This is a genomic window from Providencia sp. PROV004, assembly GCF_011045615.1.
Lineage (GTDB): Bacteria > Pseudomonadota > Gammaproteobacteria > Enterobacterales > Enterobacteriaceae > Providencia > Providencia rettgeri.
Window position 1 is genome coordinate 581,112 of sequence record NZ_CP042859.1, and the last position, 21,951, is coordinate 603,062.

The 21,951-nt window shown below is 41.6% G+C and carries 19 protein-coding genes; 15 read left to right on the forward strand and 4 right to left on the reverse strand.

The genetic code is table 11. The features are described 5' to 3' along the window. Positions 1 to 21: 21 nt before the first annotated feature. The 3 genes from ilvB to FVA69_RS02450 all read left to right on the forward strand — a co-directional run bounded on the left by ilvB (position 22) and on the right by FVA69_RS02450 (position 2,862). Positions 22 to 1,719 (forward strand): acetolactate synthase large subunit, encoded by a 1,698-nt coding sequence (ilvB, locus tag FVA69_RS02440; RefSeq protein ID WP_109912585.1) that lies wholly within the window; start codon positions 22 to 24, stop codon positions 1,717 to 1,719. Between the two features lie 2 nt (positions 1,720 to 1,721). After that, positions 1,722 to 2,006, forward strand: a complete 285-nt coding sequence (gene ilvN / locus FVA69_RS02445) for an acetolactate synthase small subunit (RefSeq protein WP_004914949.1) — start codon at positions 1,722 to 1,724, stop codon at positions 2,004 to 2,006. Positions 2,007 to 2,199: 193 nt separating this feature from the next. Then, on the forward strand, positions 2,200 to 2,862 hold the full coding sequence (locus tag FVA69_RS02450) for a hypothetical protein (protein ID WP_109912584.1): 663 nt from the start codon (positions 2,200 to 2,202) through the stop codon (positions 2,860 to 2,862). On the opposite strand, the gene FVA69_RS02455 is transcribed toward FVA69_RS02450, so the two are convergent. Beyond that, on the reverse strand, positions 2,859 to 3,416 hold the full coding sequence (locus tag FVA69_RS02455; protein ID WP_109912583.1) for a helix-turn-helix domain-containing protein: 558 nt from the start codon (positions 3,414 to 3,416) through the stop codon (positions 2,859 to 2,861). The two genes, FVA69_RS02450 and FVA69_RS02455, sit on opposite strands and share 4 nt — an antisense overlap. 211 nt (positions 3,417 to 3,627) lie before the next feature. On the opposite strand from FVA69_RS02455, the gene FVA69_RS02460 reads away from it, so the two are divergent. Then, entirely contained in the window at positions 3,628 to 4,380 is a 753-nt protein-coding gene (locus tag FVA69_RS02460) for a sulfite exporter TauE/SafE family protein (protein ID WP_164528354.1), read from the forward strand. A 94-nt stretch (positions 4,381 to 4,474) separates the two neighbouring features. Further along, on the forward strand, positions 4,475 to 5,758 hold the full coding sequence (locus FVA69_RS02465; RefSeq protein WP_109912624.1) for an MFS transporter: 1,284 nt from the start codon (positions 4,475 to 4,477) through the stop codon (positions 5,756 to 5,758). 47 nt (positions 5,759 to 5,805) lie between these two features. Here FVA69_RS02465 and FVA69_RS02470 read toward each other — a convergent pair whose 3' ends face one another. Continuing rightward, positions 5,806 to 7,494 (reverse strand): hypothetical protein, encoded by a 1,689-nt coding sequence (locus FVA69_RS02470; protein ID WP_110731422.1) that lies wholly within the window; start codon positions 7,492 to 7,494, stop codon positions 5,806 to 5,808. 614 nt (positions 7,495 to 8,108) lie between these two features. Between FVA69_RS02470 and FVA69_RS02475 the strand changes: the two genes are divergently transcribed. The 3 genes from FVA69_RS02475 (at position 8,109) to FVA69_RS02485 (ending at position 12,325) form a co-directional block, all read left to right on the forward strand. Further along, the gene (locus FVA69_RS02475) at positions 8,109 to 9,455 is read left to right on the forward strand and encodes an NCS2 family permease (RefSeq protein ID WP_004914933.1); all 1,347 of its coding nucleotides are present in this window, start codon (positions 8,109 to 8,111) and stop codon (positions 9,453 to 9,455) included. Positions 9,456 to 9,718: 263 nt separating this feature from the next. After that, positions 9,719 to 11,368 carry a Na+/H+ antiporter gene (locus FVA69_RS02480; RefSeq protein WP_004914931.1) on the forward strand — a complete coding sequence of 550 codons (1,650 nt, stop codon included), beginning with the start codon at positions 9,719 to 9,721 and terminating at the stop codon, positions 11,366 to 11,368. A 57-nt stretch (positions 11,369 to 11,425) separates the two neighbouring features. Continuing rightward, the gene (locus tag FVA69_RS02485; RefSeq protein ID WP_117163035.1) at positions 11,426 to 12,325 is read left to right on the forward strand and encodes a carboxylate/amino acid/amine transporter; all 900 of its coding nucleotides are present in this window, start codon (positions 11,426 to 11,428) and stop codon (positions 12,323 to 12,325) included. On the opposite strand, the gene metR is transcribed toward FVA69_RS02485, so the two are convergent. Further along, positions 12,210 to 13,166: an HTH-type transcriptional regulator MetR gene (metR, locus tag FVA69_RS02490; RefSeq protein ID WP_004914926.1), complete on the reverse strand. Its 957-nt coding sequence runs from the start codon at positions 13,164 to 13,166 to the stop codon at positions 12,210 to 12,212. The two genes, FVA69_RS02485 and metR, sit on opposite strands and share 116 nt — an antisense overlap. A gap of 108 nt (positions 13,167 to 13,274) precedes the next feature. Here metR and metE point away from each other — a divergent pair, with 108 nt between their 5' ends. Then, a complete protein-coding gene (metE, locus tag FVA69_RS02495; protein ID WP_164528355.1) occupies positions 13,275 to 15,548 on the forward strand; it encodes a 5-methyltetrahydropteroyltriglutamate--homocysteine S-methyltransferase in 2,274 nt (757 codons plus the stop codon). A gap of 214 nt (positions 15,549 to 15,762) precedes the next feature. On the opposite strand, the gene FVA69_RS02500 is transcribed toward metE, so the two are convergent. Next, entirely contained in the window at positions 15,763 to 16,152 is a 390-nt protein-coding gene (locus tag FVA69_RS02500) for a YidB family protein (RefSeq protein ID WP_004914918.1), read from the reverse strand. 382 nt (positions 16,153 to 16,534) lie between these two features. Here FVA69_RS02500 and ltnD point away from each other — a divergent pair, with 382 nt between their 5' ends. From ltnD to denD, 6 genes are all read left to right on the forward strand, one after another. Further along, complete coding sequence (ltnD, locus tag FVA69_RS02505) at positions 16,535 to 17,443, forward strand: L-threonate dehydrogenase (RefSeq protein WP_004914916.1); 909 nt, start codon at positions 16,535 to 16,537, stop codon at positions 17,441 to 17,443. Continuing rightward, a complete protein-coding gene (otnK, locus tag FVA69_RS02510) occupies positions 17,440 to 18,717 on the forward strand; it encodes a 3-oxo-tetronate kinase (RefSeq protein WP_164528356.1) in 1,278 nt (425 codons plus the stop codon). Before ltnD ends, otnK begins: the two co-directional genes overlap by 4 nt. After that, positions 18,710 to 19,351 carry a 3-oxo-tetronate 4-phosphate decarboxylase gene (locus tag FVA69_RS02515; protein ID WP_109912576.1) on the forward strand — a complete coding sequence of 214 codons (642 nt, stop codon included), beginning with the start codon at positions 18,710 to 18,712 and terminating at the stop codon, positions 19,349 to 19,351. The genes otnK and FVA69_RS02515 overlap by 8 nt, the downstream gene beginning before the upstream one ends. A 10-nt stretch (positions 19,352 to 19,361) precedes the next feature. Continuing rightward, positions 19,362 to 20,141 carry a 2-oxo-tetronate isomerase gene (gene otnI, locus FVA69_RS02520; RefSeq protein WP_123382776.1) on the forward strand — a complete coding sequence of 260 codons (780 nt, stop codon included), beginning with the start codon at positions 19,362 to 19,364 and terminating at the stop codon, positions 20,139 to 20,141. Between the two features lie 12 nt (positions 20,142 to 20,153). Further along, entirely contained in the window at positions 20,154 to 20,921 is a 768-nt protein-coding gene (locus tag FVA69_RS02525; RefSeq protein WP_004914906.1) for a DeoR/GlpR family DNA-binding transcription regulator, read from the forward strand. 63 nt (positions 20,922 to 20,984) lie between these two features. Further along, positions 20,985 to 21,944, forward strand: coding sequence for a D-erythronate dehydrogenase (gene denD / locus FVA69_RS02530; protein ID WP_004260834.1), 960 nt, complete (start codon positions 20,985 to 20,987; stop codon positions 21,942 to 21,944). The last annotated feature ends 7 nt before the right edge of the window (positions 21,945 to 21,951 follow it).

A 21,951-nucleotide genomic window follows, 5' to 3' on the forward strand; every position in this document is an offset into this window, starting at 1 on the left:
GGCTAGCAAAGGATAATTATGATGAGCGAATCGGGCACCACAACACCACATAAAACCCGCTTTACGGGCGCAGAATTAATTGTATATTTACTGGAAAAACACGGTATTACCATCGTTTCTGGCATTCCAGGTGGAGCGGCTTTACCCTTTTATGACGCATTAGGTCAAAGCCAGAAAATCCGCCATATATTGGCTCGCCATGAGCAAGGTGCAGGTTTTATTGCTCAGGGAATTGCACGTACCACGGGGAAAGCCGCGGTTTGTATCTCTTCAAGTGGTCCTGGGGCAACAAACTTAGTGACCGCTATCGCTGATGCAAAACTGGATTCTATCCCGCTGGTTTGTATTACGGCTCAAGTTTCTTCGTCAATGATTGGCACAGATGCTTTCCAAGAGGTTGATACCTATGGTATTTCGATTCCAGTCACCAAACATAATTATTTGGTCCGTAATATCAATGAATTGCCACAAGTGATTTGTGATGCTTTTCGTATTGCAGAGTCAGGCCGCCCTGGGCCTGTTTGGATTGATATTCCAAAAGATGTGCAAACTGCCACAATTGAACTAACTGAAATACCAGAAGTATTACCGAAAGATAAAGCACCTGCATTTGATGTGGAAAAAGTTCTGCAAGCGGCTGAAATGATTAATAAGGCGAAACGTCCAGTACTGTATTTTGGTGGTGGGGTAATTAGTTCTGATTCGACAGAAACAGCGATCGCATTCGCGGAAAAGGCTTCATTACCGACAACCATGACATTAATGGCACTTGGCACTATTCCAATGCGCCATCCATTATATTTAGGAATGTTGGGTATGCACGCTGCCGCAAGTACTAATATGATCATGGAAGAATCGGATCTATTGATTGTGATTGGTGCACGGTTTGATGATAGAGCGATAGGTAAAGCAGAGAAATTTTGCCCTAACGCAAAAATTATCCATGTGGATATTGATAAAGCAGAAATCAGCAAAATTAAGCGTCCAGATATCGCTATTCATGCAGATGCAGGGCAAATATTGGAATTATTATTGCCTTTAGTAGAACGCAATGAACGCACAGATTGGATGGCGAAAGTGAATCAATTAAAAGAGCAATATCCATTGAATTTTAGCGAGGCTGATAACCCGCTGAACCATTATGGCTTGGTTCTGTCTACGGCACGTGCGGCTGGTGAAGATGCGATTGTGACAACGGATGTTGGGCAACACCAAATGTGGGCGGCTCAAGCATACCCCTTGTCTCGACCACGTCAATGGCTGACATCAGGTGGGTTAGGTACCATGGGCTTTGGGCTGCCTGCTGCCATTGGTGCAGCGTTGGCAAAACCCGAAAAAACCATTGTGTGTTTTTCCGGTGATGGCAGTTTGATGATGAATATTCAGGAATTGGCCACCGCAGCGGAGCACCAACTGAATATCAAAATTATCTTAATGAATAACCAAGCATTAGGGATGGTACATCAACAACAAGATTTATTTTTTGAAAATCGCATATTTGCTGCAGCTTATCCGTATCAAACCGATTTTATTAAGATTGCTGCAGGGTTTGGTTTGCAAACTTGCGATTTAAATAATGAAGCAGACCCAGAAATGGCATTAGAAGCGATAATGAATACCAAAGGTCCATGTTTGATCCATGCCTTGATTGATGTGAATCAGAAGGTATATCCAATGGTTCCACCGGGTGCAGCTAACATTGATATGATTGGAGCGTAATTATGGTATTTGAACATCATCCGATTGCTTTAGAGCTAATTGTTCGTAATCACCCAGGTGTAATGTCACATATTTGTGGTTTATTTGCACGCAGAGCATTTAATGTTGATGGCATTCTATGTATGCCGATTAAAGATAAAGATGAAAGCCGTATATGGCTATTAGTACAAAAAGATGAGCGTTTGCCGCAAATGATTAACCAAGTTGAAAAATTAGAAGATGTTCGGGAAGTACGCTTTAGTGATGATTTGCGTCTTTTCGAAACAATGCAAAATTATTTGCAGTAATTCTGAGGTAAATTTTATGACCTAGTAGCCCATACCAACAGTATGGGCTATTTTCTTTTATGTTTAATCATAGCGATAATTAGGGTTTCCTAAACCGAACGAAAGTGGTATAAATTCAGTTACTGAATAATGATTTTTTGAACGCATTACAGGTTTGCATTTGGTAAATTGAATAATAAACAGGTATAAATTTATGCAAAATAACATCTATTTATCGAACACTTATCAATATGAAATTGAAACAACCATACTGGCACAAGGGAATGATGATGAAGGTCATTGGGTGGCTCTAAAAGACAATATTTTCCACCCACAAGGTGGTGGGCAACCCATGGATACAGCTTGGGTGAATGATATTGCTGTTCGCATTAGGAAACAACCGAATGGTTTAATTGTAGGATACCTTCCTGAAGGCGTTACTTTTAGTCAAGAAAATAATGTGGTTGCAAGGGTAGATAAGGAAAAACGTCAGCGTTACGCTGCGCTACATACCGCAGGTCATTTGCTGAATTGGGAATTACGTCGCTTTGGCTGGCTGGCACAAAAAGGCCATCATTTTCCTGATGAATCTCGAGTGGAATTTAGCATGATGGAAGGGGATGTCACTCCTTTTGATAAACTTGATAGCCAATATATCGAAGATATTGTTAACCAAAGCATTCGCAGTGGGCGGTCCGTTGCAATAAAGCAAAAGGGTGATTTGCGGATCAGTTATATCGACCAAACTGAAGAAATGCCTTGTGGTGGAACGCATGTTTCTTCGCTAGATAATATTCAGCATTTTTCAATTAAGTCGATGAAATTTAAAAAGGGAACATTGCGCATTAGTTATGATGCACAACATGCCTTAATTTAAACACTATCACTAAGATGAGAGTAAGTCATGACGACGGTGGCTTGGAGCTCCCCTTCCATGCATAGATAACTGTGTGGGAAATCACCACTGAAAGCATAGAAATCCCCCGCCTCCAAAAGGATATTTTGGTCGTTATGCAACCGCAACATGAGTGAGCCAGAATTCACCATAATGTGCTCGTGAGTTCCACTCATATGGGCGGGGCTATTAATGATAGCGCCTCTTTTCATGGTTAATTGCCAGATTTCAGAGATATTTCCCATGCTAATGCGAAATTTAAACTGTTGTGAATACTCTTTTTCACTGGGAGTGGCTTTAAGCAAGTAGGGATAAGCTTCATGTTGCCGCGTAAACAAATCGCTGAGAGGAAAGCGTAGAGCAATGGCGATCGACTCTAATGTGTCGATGCGTGGGTTTGAATCACCAGATTCCAGTTTGGATAAAGCGGCTTTCGAAATCCCTGATAAACGAGATAGTTCGTTTAGCGAGAGATCCCTTGCTTGCCTAAGTAAACGAATTTTCTGCCCTATTTTTAAATTAATTTTTTTATCCACAATGTGTCTTTACCTGAATTTTAATTTATTGTGCTAGTTCTGTATCACTCAGAGAAGTAAATTATACACTCTTAGTTGTATATTGTATTTAAAGTGGCTATTTTGTTTTTTGATATAGATTTGAAATTTAAAACCCTACAAAAATAAAACTATTTTCTGTATTTGAAAAAATCTATAGTGAGGACGTTAAAAAACTTCTGGAGTTAAGGTCATGCCGTTTGAATTGTTATCACCAGAAATGGCGATTTGTTTCTCGACATTGTTGTTTGCTTATTTGGTTTTTGGCATGGCGGGTTTTGGTTCTGCTCTTATTGCAACCCCTGTATTAGCCATGTATTTGCCGTTAAACATGATTGTTCCAATCCTTGCATTAATAGATCTAACCGCTGCAGTTTTAAATTTACTTAAAGATGGTAAAAATGCGGATTATCAGGAAATTAAATGGATAATTCCATTAATGATAATCGGGAGTTTAGTTGGTGCTGCGATTTTATTAAAAACGCGTCCCGATATACTCGTATTATTACTTGGGTTATTTGTTGTCGGTTATGTCTTACATGCTTTTTTTTCTAAAAAACCAAAATCACCTTTTTCAAAAGCGTTGGTTGTCCCATTTAGTTTAGTGGGCGGTGTTTTTAGTGCTTTATTTGGCAGTGGTGGTTTTATCTATGCCATGTATTTATCTAGCCGAATTGAAGATAAACAGCGTTTTCGTGTCACTCAAATGACGTTAATTGGCTTTAGCACGCTGACTCGAGTGGTGATATTTTTAGTAATGGGTGTGTATCTCAATCTAGATATTTTATTGATTGCTTTAGCATTTTCCCCTGCCATGTTAATTGGTACGTGGGTTGGTCGGCATATAACATTAAAAATTTCACGTGAAAGTTTTTTAAAAGTTATTAATGCCATAATTTTATTATCAGGTATTGTGCTGCTTTATCGATATTTTTTCGTCCTTTAAGTATTTAGAATATTAAAAATAGTTTTATAAAGATAAATAGCAGAATATATGAGTCGTGTTACAATCACCACGAACATTATTAGTTTTACTAGTAATGATGCGGTTTTTTATTTTTCATAATAATCTATTTTATGGAGTTAAAATCTGTTCTTTTGCTAAAAAGAAACGGGTTAATTTCAACATGAGCTCTGATAATCAGCGTTTACAAAATTTTCGACGTTCCCCATCTTTTGCTATTTTTACCATTACAATGAGTATTGCTGTCATTGGTATCGTTATTGGGCTAAGTATTCCAATGGTGGCTCTTAGGCTAAATAATTATGGTTTCAATGAGTTGTATATTGGCATTATTTCTGCGGCTCCTGCATTAGGTATGTTTTTAATTGCCCCTATGGTTCAACGTATTGTGCGTTGGTCAGGTAAGCGAAAGGCAATGCTATTGGCAACCCTCGTTTCTGCCATTAGCCTATTGCCATTATTGAGTACGTTACCACTTTGGCTGTTATTTCCATTACGGTTAGTTACGGGTTTAGCGAGTGGCGTGATGATTTGCTTGGGAGAAACGTGGATTAATGAATTATCCCCTGAAAATAAGCGGGGTCGGATCTTAGCAATCTATACTACCGTGTTCACAGTAAGTCAGCTACTTGGGCCTTCATTTATTGCTTATTATGGTGTGGAAGATAAATCGCCTTTATTGATTTGTACGTTGATCCATTTAATCTCTGTAGTGCTATTTATTTTAATGGATCAAAAAGTTGGTGACCGTTTAGCTGAAAATGCCGCGCAATCTAATTTTTCAATTATTCAATTTGTAAAAATTGCACCGGGTATTTGTGGTGGAATTTTATTTTTTGCTTTTTTTGACGGAACCATTTTATCGATGTTCCCAATTTATGGTATGGGAATGGGGCATACAGAGGCGGTTGCTGCATTAATGATTAGCGCCATCCTTGCTGGAGATGCCATTATGCAGTTACCTTTTGGCTGGCTTGCAGACCATATGAATAGAGAAAAACTGTACCGAATTTGTGGTATTATCACACTCGCAGCTAGCTTATTATTACCCTTCCTTATTACTCAACCTTATCTGATTTGGGTTCTGTTATTTATCTTAGGAGCCACGGCAGGGGCAATTTATACGATTGCCTTGGTACAAATTGGCCAATATTTCAAAGGGAATGAATTGATCATCGCTAATGCAGCGGCGGCCATGCTATGGGGAATTGGTAATTTATCAGGGCCATTATTGGCGGGAGTGGCGACTTCAATCTCACCAGTGGGCTTACCGGTGCTATTGGTTCTGTCTGTGGCAGTATTTTTATGGTTCACACGAGAAAAATATAGCGCTCAAATGGTTGAACAAGTCAGCCCATAAAGCGCATTTGTGGTGCCCTACTTAAGCTAGAGAGCACCACAAATAGATTATTCAATAACTTTATACACAACAAGGTTTTCTCGGAATTCATCTGGCCGATGATTGTGCCAGAATAATTCCATGCCTTGCGGTGCAGGTTTGATTGTTTTCGAGAGTACAATTAACCAGCGGCATTGTTCAGGTTTTTCAAAGCGGTCTTGGCGTTGGTGTAATACGCCAGTGTAATAGTAGAGCATCGGTGCTTCAGATTCGCCAATATTATCAGAAGCCATACAATCGTTTTTTGTAAATTGGCCTGCTAAATGCTGGTTTAAATCGACAAAAACCCCTTCGAAACCTTTTGCGTAGTCTATCCAGCCCAAAAACAAGGTTAAAATTATCCCCCAAGCGGCACATAGGCCTAATAACCAATTTTTCATCATGTGAAAAGCCGGTGAGATAAAGTTTGGAATAATTTTATTGCGTAAAAACCACACTAATGTAATCAACAGACCACTGATAAATGCAATGGAAGAAAAGGGCATTTGGTAGCTCATAGGAAGCCAGCGGCTAAATGGAGCTAGCCATTCTTGTTGGTGGCCAGCCAAGGTGATGAAATAGCAGAGCCATAAAAACAGAATGAGTACAGTCCATAAAATAGCCGCAAAGCGAGCGATACCATTAAGAATTTTTTCAGGGAAACTGAGTAGTGTTAGGGTTCCTAATATGGCCATGGGGGCAACAAAAGGGAGTAAATATAGCGCGCGACCAGACGCTGAAATCTGTAAAAAAATGATACCTAATAAAGGAAATAGCGCCAGCAGAAACTCATTTGAATTAAATAAACGTTTAATCGGGTGCCTTAGAAAATAAGCGACAGCCAGTAAACCGGAAGGAAAGGCAAATAAGGAAACTGCCGCTGGAATGCGAGTTAAATTAGCTTTTGCCCCTAATTTTTCAACCGAAAAACCAAAGAAGCGGCCGATATTATTTTCCCAAAACCACACAAGAAATAAATCGGGATGCTGAAGATACAGTTGGATAGGCCAAGGTAAAATGGCGATAAGCGCGATTAACCCCGCCGTTAAACTGTATAACCAAAACTGCTTAGTTCGGCATTGAGCAAGAAAAATAGGTGATAAAAAAAGGCAAATCCAGAGAACGCCAGGAATAAAAACGCCTTTTGACAACATGGTGACGATGGTCCCAAGAGATAACCAAAGTGCAGACATGCGCATTTTTTGTTGTTGTATCAGCCCCAATAACCCATATAAGCCAATAGTTGTTCCTGCCATTAGTGCAACATCGGTAAACATATCATGGCTATGCCTGATAATACCGGGAGCACAGGCATACAGTGCAAAAGCGACCCAAATCCGAGTATCAGTGAAGTCTGTGGCTTGGAAAAAACGACGCGCCAAAAGGATAAAAAATGAAAAATTAATAACCGAAAAAATTAAGCTTGCACTACGGGCTGCATCATAAAGTGGCATCAAGCTTGATAACCAATGAGAGGTAATCGTAGCAACCCAATAATAAAGCGGAGGTTTTTCCATAAATGGTTCACCCGCATTTGTGGGAACTAACCATTTACCAGTTTCATACATAGTTTGAATAATACCAAAACTATAATTTTCATCTTGCTTCCAAGGGCTATGGCTATATATTCCTGGTAATAAATACAGAGCAAGAAAACTAATAAAAAGCAGTAAAATACTCCGCTGTAATATGATTAATGGTGCATTCTTATTTGACATTTTAATACGTTTTATGTGTTTTTTACTTGATTAAATTGAAACTATAACTGCGGTTGATAATAATTGAGCTTATGTACTTAAATATATATTTACTCAGTGAATGATATTTTTTTAATGAAAAACAATAAGAAATGTATTTTTAGCCACATTTTTAACAGACGCATATTACCACCAGTAAATAAGTTTTTAGCTATTGGTTTTGTAAGCAAATATTCTTGGATTGTATCAAAAAAATAACCTTCCACTTTAAACAGACATTATATGAAAGGTATTTAGCTATTTTTACGTAAAATAAATGTAACTAAAAAGAATCATTATTTGAAAATAATGTTCATTGCTTAAGAGCCTATATATTTGGGAGCGGGGGAAAGAACAAACGGGTAAGAAATGCTAAAAATGCTTGATCATTCCCCCTGTTTAGAATGATAATTGCTCCCCTCACGATACGTTTTATTCTATTTTAAAAACCAAACGATTGCGCAACTGTTTTTATTGGGATTTTTTCTCAGCCAGTTTGTTTTTTCTTAAAAACGTAATCGTTTACGTCAACGTATAAATTAGTCGTTAGCAGTATTTGAAAGTCGTCGTTTTCCATTAAACAGCAGAGGTATACCATGTCAGGCCAACAGGCTTCATCCAGTTGCAAATTGGATTCATTTTTCAAGATAACAGCGCGCGGCTCTTCAGTTCGCCGTGAAATCATTGCAGGATTAACCACATTCTTAGCGATGGTTTATTCTGTCATCGTTGTACCTGGCATGTTAGGGCAAGCAGGGTTCCCACCAACAGCGGTCTTTATTGCAACTTGCTTAGTGGCTGGTTTTGGTTCTTTATTGATGGGGTTATGGGCCAATCTACCGATGGCGATTGGTTGTGCTATTTCACTGACTGCATTTACCGCATTTAGTTTGGTATTAGGGCAGCAAATTAGTATTCCTGTGGCATTGGGCGCTGTCTTTTTAATGGGGTGTTTGTTCACCATCATTTCTGTGACAGGTATTCGTAGTTGGATTTTACGCAATATGCCAATGGGTATTGCTCATGGCACAGGTATTGGTATCGGCTTATTTTTACTGTTAATAGCTGCTAATGGGGTGGGTTTAGTGATCAAAAACCCAAATGCAGGCCTGCCTGTTGCTCTAGGTGAATTTACATCTTTCCCTGTATTAATGTCATTAGCTGGGTTAGCGGTCATTTTTGGTTTAGAAAAACGCCGCGTTCCGGGTGGCGTATTACTTGTTATTATTGCAATTTCAATTATTGGTTTAATTTTTGATCCTGCGGTTAAATATCAAGGCTTTTTCAAGTTGCCTTCATTGGGTGATGATGGGCTTTCATTAGTTTTCAATATGGATATCATGGGCGCATTACAGCCAATGGTATTGCCAAGCTTACTTGCATTAGTGATGACCGCTGTTTTTGATGCAACGGGGACTATTCGCGCGGTGGCGGGACAAGCCAATTTATTGGATAAAGACGGCCAAATTATTGATGGTGGTAAAGCGTTAACCGCAGACTCCGTGAGCAGTATCTTTGCGGGGGCGATTGGCGCATCTCCTGCTGCTGTGTATATTGAATCTGCAGCGGGTACCGCTGCTGGTGGTCGTACAGGCTTAACCGCAGTGGTTGTCGGCGTACTATTTTTACTCATTCTCTTTTTATCGCCACTTTCTTATTTGGTACCTGCCTATGCAACGGCGCCGGCATTGATGTATGTTGGGCTTTTAATGTTAAGTAATGTCTCTAAGCTTGATTTCGATGACTTTGTAGATTCAATGTCTGGTTTATTGTGTGCGGTATTCATTGTTCTGACTTGTAATATCGTCACGGGTATCATGTTGGGCTTTGCTGCTTTGGTTATCGGCCGTATTTGTGCAGGTGAATGGCGCAAATTGAATATTGGCACAGTCATTATTGCGGTACTTTTAGTGGCGTTTTACGCTTCAGGATTGGCAATCTAAAGTATATTATTTCAATAGGGTGGCTAATGTTGCCACCTTTTTAACTTATTGTATTAATTAATCGTAAAGTCTCAATTTTTTCCCCGAAAATGGATGGCTAAGGATAAAATAGAGAGAAGGCGGTTAATCAAGTGGATGTGCATGATTTCCACTGGTGAATGGCTGGGTTTTAATAATCATGGTCTGGACGGTGCTATCTCTTACTATGCGGCGGCAGGCAATATTTTAGGTTCTAGTCGCTAGGTTAATTCAGTAAGGGCAACATGGAAATTTTCTTTACTATTCTTATTTTGATTTTAGCTGTCTCTGTTTCAGGGGTTGCCGCTAAAATTCTTCCTATTCGTATTCCTCTTCCTCTCATTCAAATTGCTATTGGTGCGCTATTAGCATGGCCTCAATTCGGCCTACATGTCACCTTTGACCCAGAACTTTTTATGGTTCTGTTAATTCCACCTTTGTTGTTTGTTGATGGGTGGAAAACGCCAACACGCGAATTCTTTCAAAACGGTCGAGAAATTTTTATTTTAGTATTGGTTCTTGTACTGGTTACAGTGATTGGGATTGGTTATTTAATTTACTGGCTGATGCCAGGTATTCCATTGATTGCAGCATTTGCTCTAGCGGCGGTGTTATCACCAACCGATGCCGTTGCCTTATCATCCATTGTCGGAAAGGGGCGTATCCCTAAACGAATGATGAGTGTGCTAGAAGGGGAGGCATTGATGAATGATGCCTCTGGTCTGGTAGCATTAAAATTTGCAGTAGCAATTGCCATGGGGACGATGGTATTTAGTGCCTCTGGCGTCACCATTGAATTTTTCAAGGTCGCGATTGGTGGGCTACTCGCGGGTATTATCGTGACTTGGTTATACAGTAAATCATTACGTCTAATGAGCCGTTGGAGCGGCGATGACCCAGCAACCCAAATTGTGTTTATGTTATTGCTACCATTTGCTTCATACATGATAGCGGAACATATTGGTTTTTCAGGTATTTTAGCCGCTGTTGCGGCCGGTATGACTATCACAAAGTCTGGGGTTATCCGTAACGCTCCATTAGCGATGAGACTACGCGCTGATAGCGTTTGGTCTATGCTTGAATTTGTCTTTAACGGGTTGGTTTTCATCATGTTAGGGCTTCAATTGCCCGGTATTTGGGAAACGTCTGTTATCCAAGCGGATCTCGACCCAAGCGTAGAAACTTGGATGCTATTTGCGGCAGTAGCCATTATCTATTTTGCTCTACTGCTATTGCGTTTCTGTTGGCTATGGCTGATGAAAAGGTTTAGCCGTTTATTCTTAAAGAAAAAACCACTGCAATTTGCTAACTATACCGTACGTGAGCTTTGGCTAGCCTCTTTTGCAGGGGTACGCGGTGCGATTACCTTAGCGGGTGTGCTTTCTATTCCGTTATTTTTAACCGATGGTTCACCATTCCCAGCGCGTTATCAGCTAGTATTTATTGCCGCAGGGGTTATCTTATTTTCCATTTTTGCAGGTGTGGTCGCTTTACCGCTTCTGCTGCGTAATTTTACCGTGGGAGACAAAGAAGCCGATGCCAATGAAATTCGAATGGCAAAAGCCGCAATGGCAGAAGTGGCGATTGTTAGCTTAAATAAGATGCAGGAACGTTTATCTGCTGACGTTGATGAAAAACTCGATTCAGAAGATATCAGTGAAGTCGCTTCCCGTGTGACAGGTTATCTAAGACGACGTACGGCAGGGCAAGATGAAATTGATCATAATTTGCTGGTTGAAGACCTTGAACGACGTTTTCGTTTGACGGCATTACGTGCGGAGCGTGGTGAGCTTTATCACTTACGTGCAACCAAGAAAATCAGTAATGAAACGTTACAAACGCTGTTGGTTGATCTGGATTTATTAGAAGCCGTTTTGATCGAAAAAGAGCATTAAAACCAAAAAGCGAGTATTCTAGCCGACATTGTAAAGTTTGGGGCGAAATACAGCATTATGTGGTTACTTGTTATCACGACGCTGCTTTGGGCAGCGTCGTTTAGTCTTATCGGCGAATACCTTGCGGGCCAAGTAGATAGTTGGTTTTCAGTACTTGTAAGGGTGGCACTGGCTTCGCTAGTTTTTTTACCTTTCCTACGTTGGCGCCAGTTTAGCGCTAAAGTGATTGCACTTTATATGCTAGTGGGCGCTTGCCAACTTGGCATCATGTACCTATTTGTATTCCATGCTTATCAATACCTTACCGTTGCCGAATTTTTGCTTTTTACAGTATTAACACCACTATATGTCACGTTAATTTATGACTTACTAGAACGGCAAAAGTTGCGTAAAGGTTATTTGTTTAGCTCACTATTGGCGGTAATTGGCGCGGCAATTATTCGTTATGACCACTTGAGCGAATCTTTTTGGTTAGGTTTGCTTTTTGTGCAGCTAGCAAATATCTTTTTTGCGATTGGGCAGGTGGGGTATAAGCGTCTGATGGAGGTGCATCCAATCCCTCAACATCAGGCTTTCTCATGGTTTTACCTTGGTGCAACGTTAATTGCATTACTAGGGTGGTTGCTATTTGGTAATAAATCGATGATGCCGACAACAACTCTCCAGTGGGGTGTCTTACTGTGGTTGGGGATTGCAGCTTCAGGCATTGGCTACTTTATGTGGAACTATGGCGCAACCAAAGTGGATGCTGGAACCCTTGCTATTATGAATAACATGATGGTCCCAGCGGGGTTATTAGTTAATTTTGCTATCTGGCAACAACATCCGGATTGGCTGAGTTTTACCATAGGATCGAGCCTAATAGTTGCTTCTCTTTGGGTGCATAAGCGTTGGATCCTTTCGCGGCCTTCACATAAGACAAGTTCTCCACAGCGTGATCCGTCGTCGTCTCAGTAAACGCCTCAATAGCTGGCTGGCGCTGCTCTCCTTCACGGCAAGCGGCATACAGCCGGCTCCACAAACCGCTACCCAAGGTTTTGGTTTTGATCAACCCTTGTTTTTCAAATGAATCAACTGCCCAGTGAGGCAGTGCGGCAATGCCCATTTTAGCTGCGACCATTTGAATTAAAATTAATGTGTTATCAACATTTTTCACATTAGGTGACACGCCTGCAGGTTGCAGAAAATGGCGCCAAACATCGAAGCGATCCCGTTGTACCGGGTAGATAAGCAACGTTTCATCCGCCAAATCATGGGGCTCAATATGCGGTCTTTTGGCTAGCGGATGGTCATTCGCCACAATCAGCTTCACCTCATAATCAAACATTGGCGTATAGTGGATGCCTTGATCTGGCAAAATGTCAGAGGTCATCACAATATCCAATTCCCTTGAAAGTAACTCAGGCTGTGGGTCGAACGTCACCCCAGATTTAAAATCGATGCTAACTTGAGGCCAAGTTTGTCTGAATTGCTGTAATGCAGGGGTCAACCACTGAATGCAGCTATGGCATTCAATAGCGATGCGTAACGCACAAACCCCAGGCTCATTACATACTCGAATGGCATCTTTTACTAATGGCAGAACTTGTTGTGCTAATTGTAATAAGACTTCTCCTTGTGGCGTAAAGCGCAATGGTTGGCTTTTACGAACAAATAACCGGAAACCTAATCGATGCTCTAAATCACTAAATTGGTGTGATAGAGCAGATTGTGTCTGGTGCAAGTGTGTTGCTGTTGCCGCTAATGAACCGTATTGGCTGAGCGCTTGCAATGTTTTTAGATGTTTTAATTCGATCATGAGAAACCTTCACGGTGACAATGAATAATTTGCGCTTGTGCTTTATACAGTACCTGTTGATTATGGATGTGTAAACATCTAGACGGCTAAATATTTTAAGGGGTCAATATGTCTGTTATAAATCATACACTTGGATTTCCACGTGTCGGTCTAAAAAGAGAGCTCAAGCGTGCACAAGAAGATTATTGGGCAGGTAAAATTGATCAGGCCACACTATTAGAAACCGGTTATCAGTTACGTGTGCGCCATTGGCAGCAACAAAAAAATGCGGGCGTTGAGCTATTACCTGTTGGTGATTTCGCTTGGTATGACCAAGTGCTGACAACCAGTTTGCTATTGGGCAATGTACCGCCACGCCATCAAAATGAAGATGGTTCGATTGATTTGGATACTTTATTTCGTGTTGCTCGCGGTCGCGCACCAACGGGCAAACCTGCTCCAGCAGGCGAGATGACGAAATGGTTTAATACTAACTACCACTACATCGTGCCTGAATTTCAAAAAGGGCAACAATTTTCGCTGTCTTGGACACAACTGTTTGATGAAGTCGATGAGGCATTAGCATTAGGCCATAATGTGAAACCGGTTATCATTGGTCCTATTACTTACCTTTGGTTAGGTAAAGTGAAAGGTGAACCGTTTGACCGCTTATCATTATTGAATGAAATATTACCTGTTTATCAGGAGATCCTGTCGCGCTTAGCAGAAAAAGGTCTTGAGTGGGTGCAAATTGATGAGCCTGCATTAGTGTTAGATTTACCAGAGCAATGGCAGCAAGCTTATCAGCAGGCTTACCAAGCGCTGTCAGGCCAAATAAAATTACTGCTAACCACCTATTTCGATGGCATTAGTCACCATGTAGACTTGATTAAGCAACTCCCTGTGCAAGGTCTACATGTTGATGTGGTTGCAGGCGCTGATGATATTGAAAAATTACACCAAATACTGCCAGCAGACTGGGTATTATCACTAGGAATTATTAATGGTCGTAACGTATGGAAGGCTGACTTAGGGGAAAAATTCTTACAGGTGAAGCAGTTCTTAGGCCAGCGTGATATATGGGTAGGAACGTCATGTTCATTACTACACAGCCCAATTGACTTAAATGATGAGACACGTTTAGATGCTGAGGTGAAAAGCTGGTTTGCTTTTGCTATCCAAAAATGTGAAGAACTTGCTCTGTTAACAAAAGCGTTAAATCAGCCAACAGACAGCCATATTGCTGAATTAGATACATACAGTGCACCTATTCGAGCGCGTAGAACATCAGCTCGTGTGAATAATGCATCAGTAGCTCAGCGTTTAGCAGCAATCAGCGAAGGGGATACAGAACGTTATAGCCCCTATCCACAGCGAGCAGCACGCCAACGTCAACGCTTTAACTTACCATTATGGCCGACAACCACGATTGGCTCATTTCCTCAAACAAGTGAAATCAGAACATTACGTTTAGACTTCAAAAAAGGGAATGTGGATAAAACCTACTATCGCACCAATATTAGTGAGCATATTAAGCAAGCCATTAAAGAACAAGAAATTTTAGATATCGATGTCCTTGTGCATGGTGAAGCTGAACGTAATGACATGGTGGAATACTTCGGTGAGCACTTTGATGGTTATGTATTTACCCAAAATGGTTGGGTGCAAAGTTATGGTTCGCGTTGTGTAAAACCCCCAGTGATCATTGGTGACATTAGTCGCCCAGAAGCGATTACAGTAGAGTGGGCAAAATATGCTCAGTCCTTAACGGAAAAACCGGTCAAAGGGATGTTAACCGGCCCAGTCACTATTCTATGTTGGTCATTCCCGCGTGAAGATGTGAGCCGTGAAACGATTGCGAAACAAATTGCGCTAGCCTTGCGTGATGAAGTCGACGACTTACAAAAAGCAGGTATCGGTATTATTCAAATCGATGAGCCTGCACTGCGTGAAGGGTTACCATTGCGTCGAGACGAGTGGGCGGCTTACCTCAAATGGGCGGTTGATGCTTTCAAACTCAGTGCTGCGATTGCGGATGACGACACACAAATTCACACCCATATGTGCTATTGCGAATTCAATGACATCATGGATTCCATTGCGGCATTGGATGCCGACGTGATCACGATTGAAACATCACGTTCAGATATGGATTTGTTAGATGCATTCGAAGATTTTGATTATCCAAATGAAATTGGTCCAGGAGTGTACGATATTCACTCACCAAATGTACCTAATGTGGAATGGATTGTTGCGCTATTAAGAAAGGCAGCGAAGCGTGTTCCGGTTGAGCGCTTATGGGTAAACCCAGATTGTGGCTTGAAAACTCGCGGCTGGCCAGAAACTCGCCAAGCATTAGCCAACATGGTTGAGGCAGCGAAACAGCTTAGAAATGAGCAGTAAAATGGCGACTAGTTAGTGTGTCAAAAAGGCAGGGAAACCTGCCTGAGGTTGTTGACAAAGCGGGATAAAAGCGTGGTTTTTCCCGCTTTGTGTTATCAGCCGAAAATCAATAAATTGATTTTCCTCGTTTATTTTCAAAACCTATTCGACTTGTCGCCAAACATAATATGTTTTCAGCAGTCTGAGGCAGGGAAACCTGCCTTTTTAGAAAATATTAACCAAATAATTTGGATTTCAGTAAGTTCATACCGATAGAAGCCAAATCGAGGTTTTCTGGAACTTCGCCATTTGGTGTGGCGCTGTCAACTAACTGAGGAAGATATTTAGCAATCATTTCTGAGGTTGCTTGAGGTTCTAAGCCTACCTGTTGAGCCAATTCTTGGATATTCGCATTTCCAAAAACTTGCATTAATTGGCTGGCATCGATAGGTAAATTATTCCCTTCACTGATCCACGAGGCAATAACACCACCTAAGCCTTGTTCATTAAATTTTTCGATAACACCTTGAAGGCCACCTTGATTCTCAACCCAGTTTATTACTGATTGAAACTGTTGCATTTTATCGCCTGCAACCATACCCATCATTTGCTCAAACAACCCCATGTTATCTCCTAGGCAATCTGCCAATTTATGCTCTCATTCATAGTATGGAGCATTATTCAAAAAATTGTAGTCGGCTATTTTCAGCAATTTAAGTTTTAGGTCAATAGAAATGATGCATTGAATATAGCCCAGTAAAAAAACCACGGTTTGGCATTTGTGAATTAAACGTGAATAAACATAATGAGCATCACATTTTTTATCACATTATCCTGTGAAAGTGTGTTTGAGGTGCGGTGTTTTTTATTTTGTTTTAATTCAACTAATTATGCTTTATTTGTTGGTTTTTTATATTATCTCAAATGTGATATTAGTCATGTGTTTGTGAATTTTATTGTGTGAAAATTCACAACAGTCACGAAGATTAACAACATCAGGGGTCATTATGGGAAATTTCGTTAATAAAATTGGCGTGATTGGCCTAGGTTCTATGGGGATGGGGATCGCACAATCTCTTATAAAAAATAACATTCCCACCTATGGATTTGATTTAAACCAAGATGCATGCAAAAGCCTATTTAATGCAGGAGCAATTGCAGTGGGGCAAAATGCAGCGGAATTTGCCCATGAAATTGATGCTTTGTTGCTGGTAGTGGTTAATGGTCGTCAAGTTGAAGCCATTTTGTTTTCGGGTGAACAGCCTTTAGTTGAACAATTACGCCCCGGCACAGTTATTGTGCTGCACAGTACCTTGGCTGCGGAACAAACTAAAAATATCGCTCAGCGACTTGCTGTATATCAATTACCCCTTGTAGATGCGCCTATTTCAGGTGGCTCAATTAAAGCCGCTGAAGGGAAGTTGACCATCATGGCTTCAGGTGAACCAGCTCTATTTGAGCAGCTTTCACCCGTATTTAACGCTATTTCTGAGCGCTTGTATCGAGTAGGGAATGAAGTTGGCTTAGGTTCAACCGTCAAAACGATTCACCAGTTATTAGCTGGGGTACACATTGCTGTTGCGGCAGAAAGTATGGCTTTAGCCGCCAAAGCGGGTATTGAGCTTGACGTGATGTACGACATTGTCACTCATGCAGCTGGAAATTCATGGATGTTTGAAAACCGTATGCAACATGTCTTAGACGGTGATTATACGCCAAAATCCTCAGTAGATATTTTTGTCAAAGACTTAGGGCTAGTGATGGAAACTGGAAAAGCACTAAATTTCCCATTACCACTTGCTTCAACAGCTCATCAAATGTTTATTTCAGCGAGCAATGAAGGCTTTGGTCAACAGGATGACAGCGCGGTGATTAAAACATTTAAAGGTATTACTTTACCGGAGAAAAAAGCATGACAGTGAAGTTAGGCGTAATAGCAGATGATTTTACCGGTGCGACAGATATTGCAGGCTTTATGGTGCAAAACGGTTGGAAGGTTGTTCAGTTATTGAATGAACCCAATGAGAGCACACCAGTACCACAAGATGTTGATGCGATAGTGATTAGTTTAAAAAGCCGCTCTTGTCCTGTCGATGAAGCCGTCAGTGCATCGACCAATGCAGGTAATTGGCTGAAACAAAAAGCGCATTGCCAGCAAATTTTCTTTAAATATTGTTCGACGTTTGATTCAACCGAAAAAGGCAATATTGGCCCCGTTACGGATGCATTAATGGCGCAACTGGGTACAAACTTAGCATTAGTTTGCCCCGCGCTACCCGTTAACGGTAGAACGGTGATTCATGGACATTTATTTGTGAATGGCCAGCTACTTAATGAAAGTGGCATGCAGCACCATCTTGTAACGCCAATGACCGACGCAAATTTATTGCGTGTGATGGAAAAACAATCAAAAGGTCAAGCCGGTCTAATCAAACTTGAAGATATTCAAAAAGGCAGTGAGGTTGTTAGCCAAAAACTGACCGAGTTAGCCCAACAAGGTGTGAGTTACGCGGTTGTTGATAGCTTAACAATGGATGATTTGCTCCCTATCGCACAAGCGGTTAAAGCGATGCCATTGTTGACAGGGGGTTCCGGTCTCGGTGCTGCACTGGCCAATGTGGATAGCCAATGTCCATGGGGCGGTACAACGCAACGAGGTGAAAAGCCAACAGGGAAAAACAGGAAAACAGTTGTTTTATCGGGAAGTTGCTCGGTAATGACTAACAAACAAGTTCAGGCTTATCAGCAAGTTGCTCCTGTAAAAATGTTGGATGTGGGTGAGTGTTTAAATAACCCTGAGTATGCCAAAACATTGGCAGATTGGGTGCAAGCACAGCAACTAACGGGTTTGGCGCCAATGCTTTATGCCACTCAATCACCTGAATTACTGAAAAAAACACAAGAGAAATACGGTGCTGCGGAGTCGAGTTTCGCGGTCGAGAAGGTATTTGGTGAGGTCGTCGCGCTGTTGCAAGCGAAAGGGTATGACACCTTTATTATTGCGGGTGGTGAAACCTCCGGAAAAGTGGTTCAAAGCCTTGGGACAGAACAATTAAGTATTGGCTCACCAATCGCCCCAGGTGTGCCATGGGTACAGGACTTAGCAAGCGGTAACTGGTTAGCGTTGAAATCAGGTAATTTCGGCCAAGAAAATTTCTTCCAGTTTGCACAGGAGATGTTTAATGAGTGATGAAAAGGCGCTGCGCCAAGAGTTAGTCGATTGGGCTAAATCAATGTTTAACCGTGGTTACAGCAGCGGTGGTGCAGGAAATATTAGTGCTCGGTTACCTGATGGTTCGATTATTGTGACACCGACAAATTCCAGTTTTGGTGATTTAGACCCTAGCAAACTGAGTAAACTCGATGCACAAGGAAATTGGATTGGGGGAGATAAACCGACAAAAGAAGTTTCTATGCATATGGCGATGTATTTGCAACGCCCTGATTGCCAAGCGGTTGTTCATCTTCACTCACCTTGGTTAACGGCGTTGTCTTGCTTGCCGGGGTTAGATACAAAAAATTGTTTACCTCCAATCACACCTTATTATGTGATGCGAGTGGGGAAACTGCCATTGATTGAATACTTGCCACCGGGGGATGACCGAATTGGTGAGGAAATTGCAAAATTAGCACCGACACATAATGCGGTATTGCTGTCGAATCATGGTCCGGTCGTGGGTGGCAAAACGTTAAGACAAGCGTTCTTCAATGCAGAAGAGTTAGAAGATACTGCTCGTTTATATATCACATTACGCCCACATGGCTTTACAACATTAACGCAAGAGCAAGTTGAACAGCTCGAAAGTCGTTATCCACAAAAGTAGCGAGGCGAAAATGGCTAAATTTGCTGCAAATTTAAGCATGATGTTTACCGAAGTGCCTTTTATACAGCGCTTTGAACGTGCTGCGAATGCGGGGTTTAACGGTGTTGAATATCTCTTCCCTTATGAAGAAGATGCCAATGTCATTGCGGGTGAACTGAGCAAACACCATTTAACACAGGCCCTGTTTAATATGCCTGCGGGAAATTGGGCTCAGGGAGAGCGTGGTATGGCTTCGCTCCCGGGTCGTGAGAGCGAATTTGCCGAGGGCGTACAAACTGCATTGAAATACGCAAAAGCATTAAGCTGTAAACAAGTTCATGCGATGGCGGGGAAAGTGAATGAAAATTATACACTTGAACAGCAAACCGCGTGCTATATCAAAAATATTCAATATGCGGCAGATGTGATGGCTGAGCACGGTATTCGTGTGCTTATCGAACCCATCAATACCCGCGATATGCCTGGATATTTTTTGACGACGCAAAAACAAGCGGAAGCATTACTACCTGAAATTAATCGTGAAAATGTATTTATCCAGTTGGATTTATATCACTGCCAAATTATGGAAGGTGATTTATTGAAAACAATTGAGCGTTTATGGGGTAAATTTAGTCACATTCAGATAGCGTCAGTCCCATATCGTCATGAACCGGATAGCGGTGAAGTCAATTACCCATGGATTTTTAAGCAGTTGGATGAAATGGGTTATGAGGGTTGGTTAGGATGTGAATACCATCCTGCAGGCCGCACCGAAGATGGATTAGGCTGGCTTAAACAAGCAAATTCATAATTAGGAGAACCTATGCTCCCTTCTGAGCGTCGTGATTTTATTTACCGTTACGTGCATGAACATCAAACCGTATCGATCAGTGATTTGGTTGAGCTAATGAATGTCTCTCATATGACAGTGCGACGTGATATTCGGATGTTAGAAGAAGAAGGGAAGGTACTCAGTATCAGTGGTGGCGTTAAGCTAAATGATGTGTTGCGCCAAGAGCTACCTTGGAGTGAAAAGGCGCGGTTGCATCATCGCCATAAGCGTGAAATTGGTCAGTTTGCCAGCTCATTAGTTGAAGATGGGCAAGTGGTGTATCTCGATGCAGGAACCACCACTTTTGAGATAGCGCGCGTACTCGGTGAGCGTTTTAACTTAACGATTGTCACTAATGATTTTTCGATTATGCAGTACTTAATGAATAAATCGCAGCTAAACCTATACCACACCGGGGGATTGGTGGATAAACGTAACCATTCTAGTGTAGGAAATACGGCTGCGATGATGCTGAAAACACTCAATGTTGATATTGCTTTTATCAGCACTAGCTCATGGGATTTACAGCACGGGGTTTCTACCCCACATGAAGAAAAAGTTCAGATAAAACAAACGCTATTGGATGTTGCCCGTCGCTGTGTACTGGTTTCAGACAGTAGCAAATTCGGCAAATATGGCATGTTTCGTGTTTGCCCATTGAATCAATTGCACGACATCATTTGCGATGACCAGTTGCCAGCTGATGTGGTGCAGCGGATAACAGAACAAAACATAAAACTTCATTTAATCAAGACATAAAACATAAATAATCTTACCTAAAACTGCATAGCCAGCTAAAAGGCTATAGCAAGGAGAATTACAATGAAAGTTATTATTACTGGTGGCGCAGGCTTTCTGGGCCAGCAGCTAGCCGCTGCTTTGCTTAAAAATAGCCAGGGTTTAAAATTTGACCACCTTGTTTTAGCCGATATTCAATGCCCTACATCACCGGTTGAAGATGCCAGAGTCAGTTGCGTTGCGTTAGATTTAACGCAAGCAGGCGCGGCTGATAAACTGATCGATGCACAAACCGATGTGGTTTTCCACCTTGCCGCTATCGTAAGTAGTCACGCTGAAAGTGACTTTGACTTGGGTATGAAGGTTAACTTCGAAGCTACTCGCCAATTATTGGAAGTCGCTCGAGCCAAGAACCCAGCAATCAAATTTATGTTCACCAGTTCTCTTGCCGTGTTTGGTGGTGAGCTACCGGATGTCATCACAGACTTGTGTGTCGTTAACCCACAGTCATCCTATGGCGCTCAAAAAGCGATGTGTGAACTGATGGTCAATGACTATTCACGTAAAGGCTTTGTTGATGGCCGTGTGATGCGTTTACCCACCATTAGTATTCGTCCTGGTGTACCCAATAAAGCGGCGTCTTCATTCGCAAGTGGCATTATTCGTGAGCCATTAAATGGGGTTGAAAGTGTTTGCCCTGTCTCCCCTGACCTTGCGCTATGGTTATCTAGCCCTGAAACCGTGATTAACAACTTTATTCATGCGGTCAGTATCCCTGCTGAGAAATTCGGTAAATCTCGCACTGTGAACCTACCAGGTATTACGGTTACTGTTCAAGGCATGATTGATGCCCTGCGTGATGTTGCAGGCCAAGAAGCGGTGGATCTTATTCGTTTTGAACCAGATGAAGCTATTAACCGCATTGTGGCGAGTTGGCCGGGTAAATTTGATATTAGCCGTGCATTGGATCTCGGTTTCCGTGCAGATGGCTCGTTTGGTGATGCGATCCGTTCGTTTATCACTCACCACGGCTCGTCTAAGTAGGAGATAG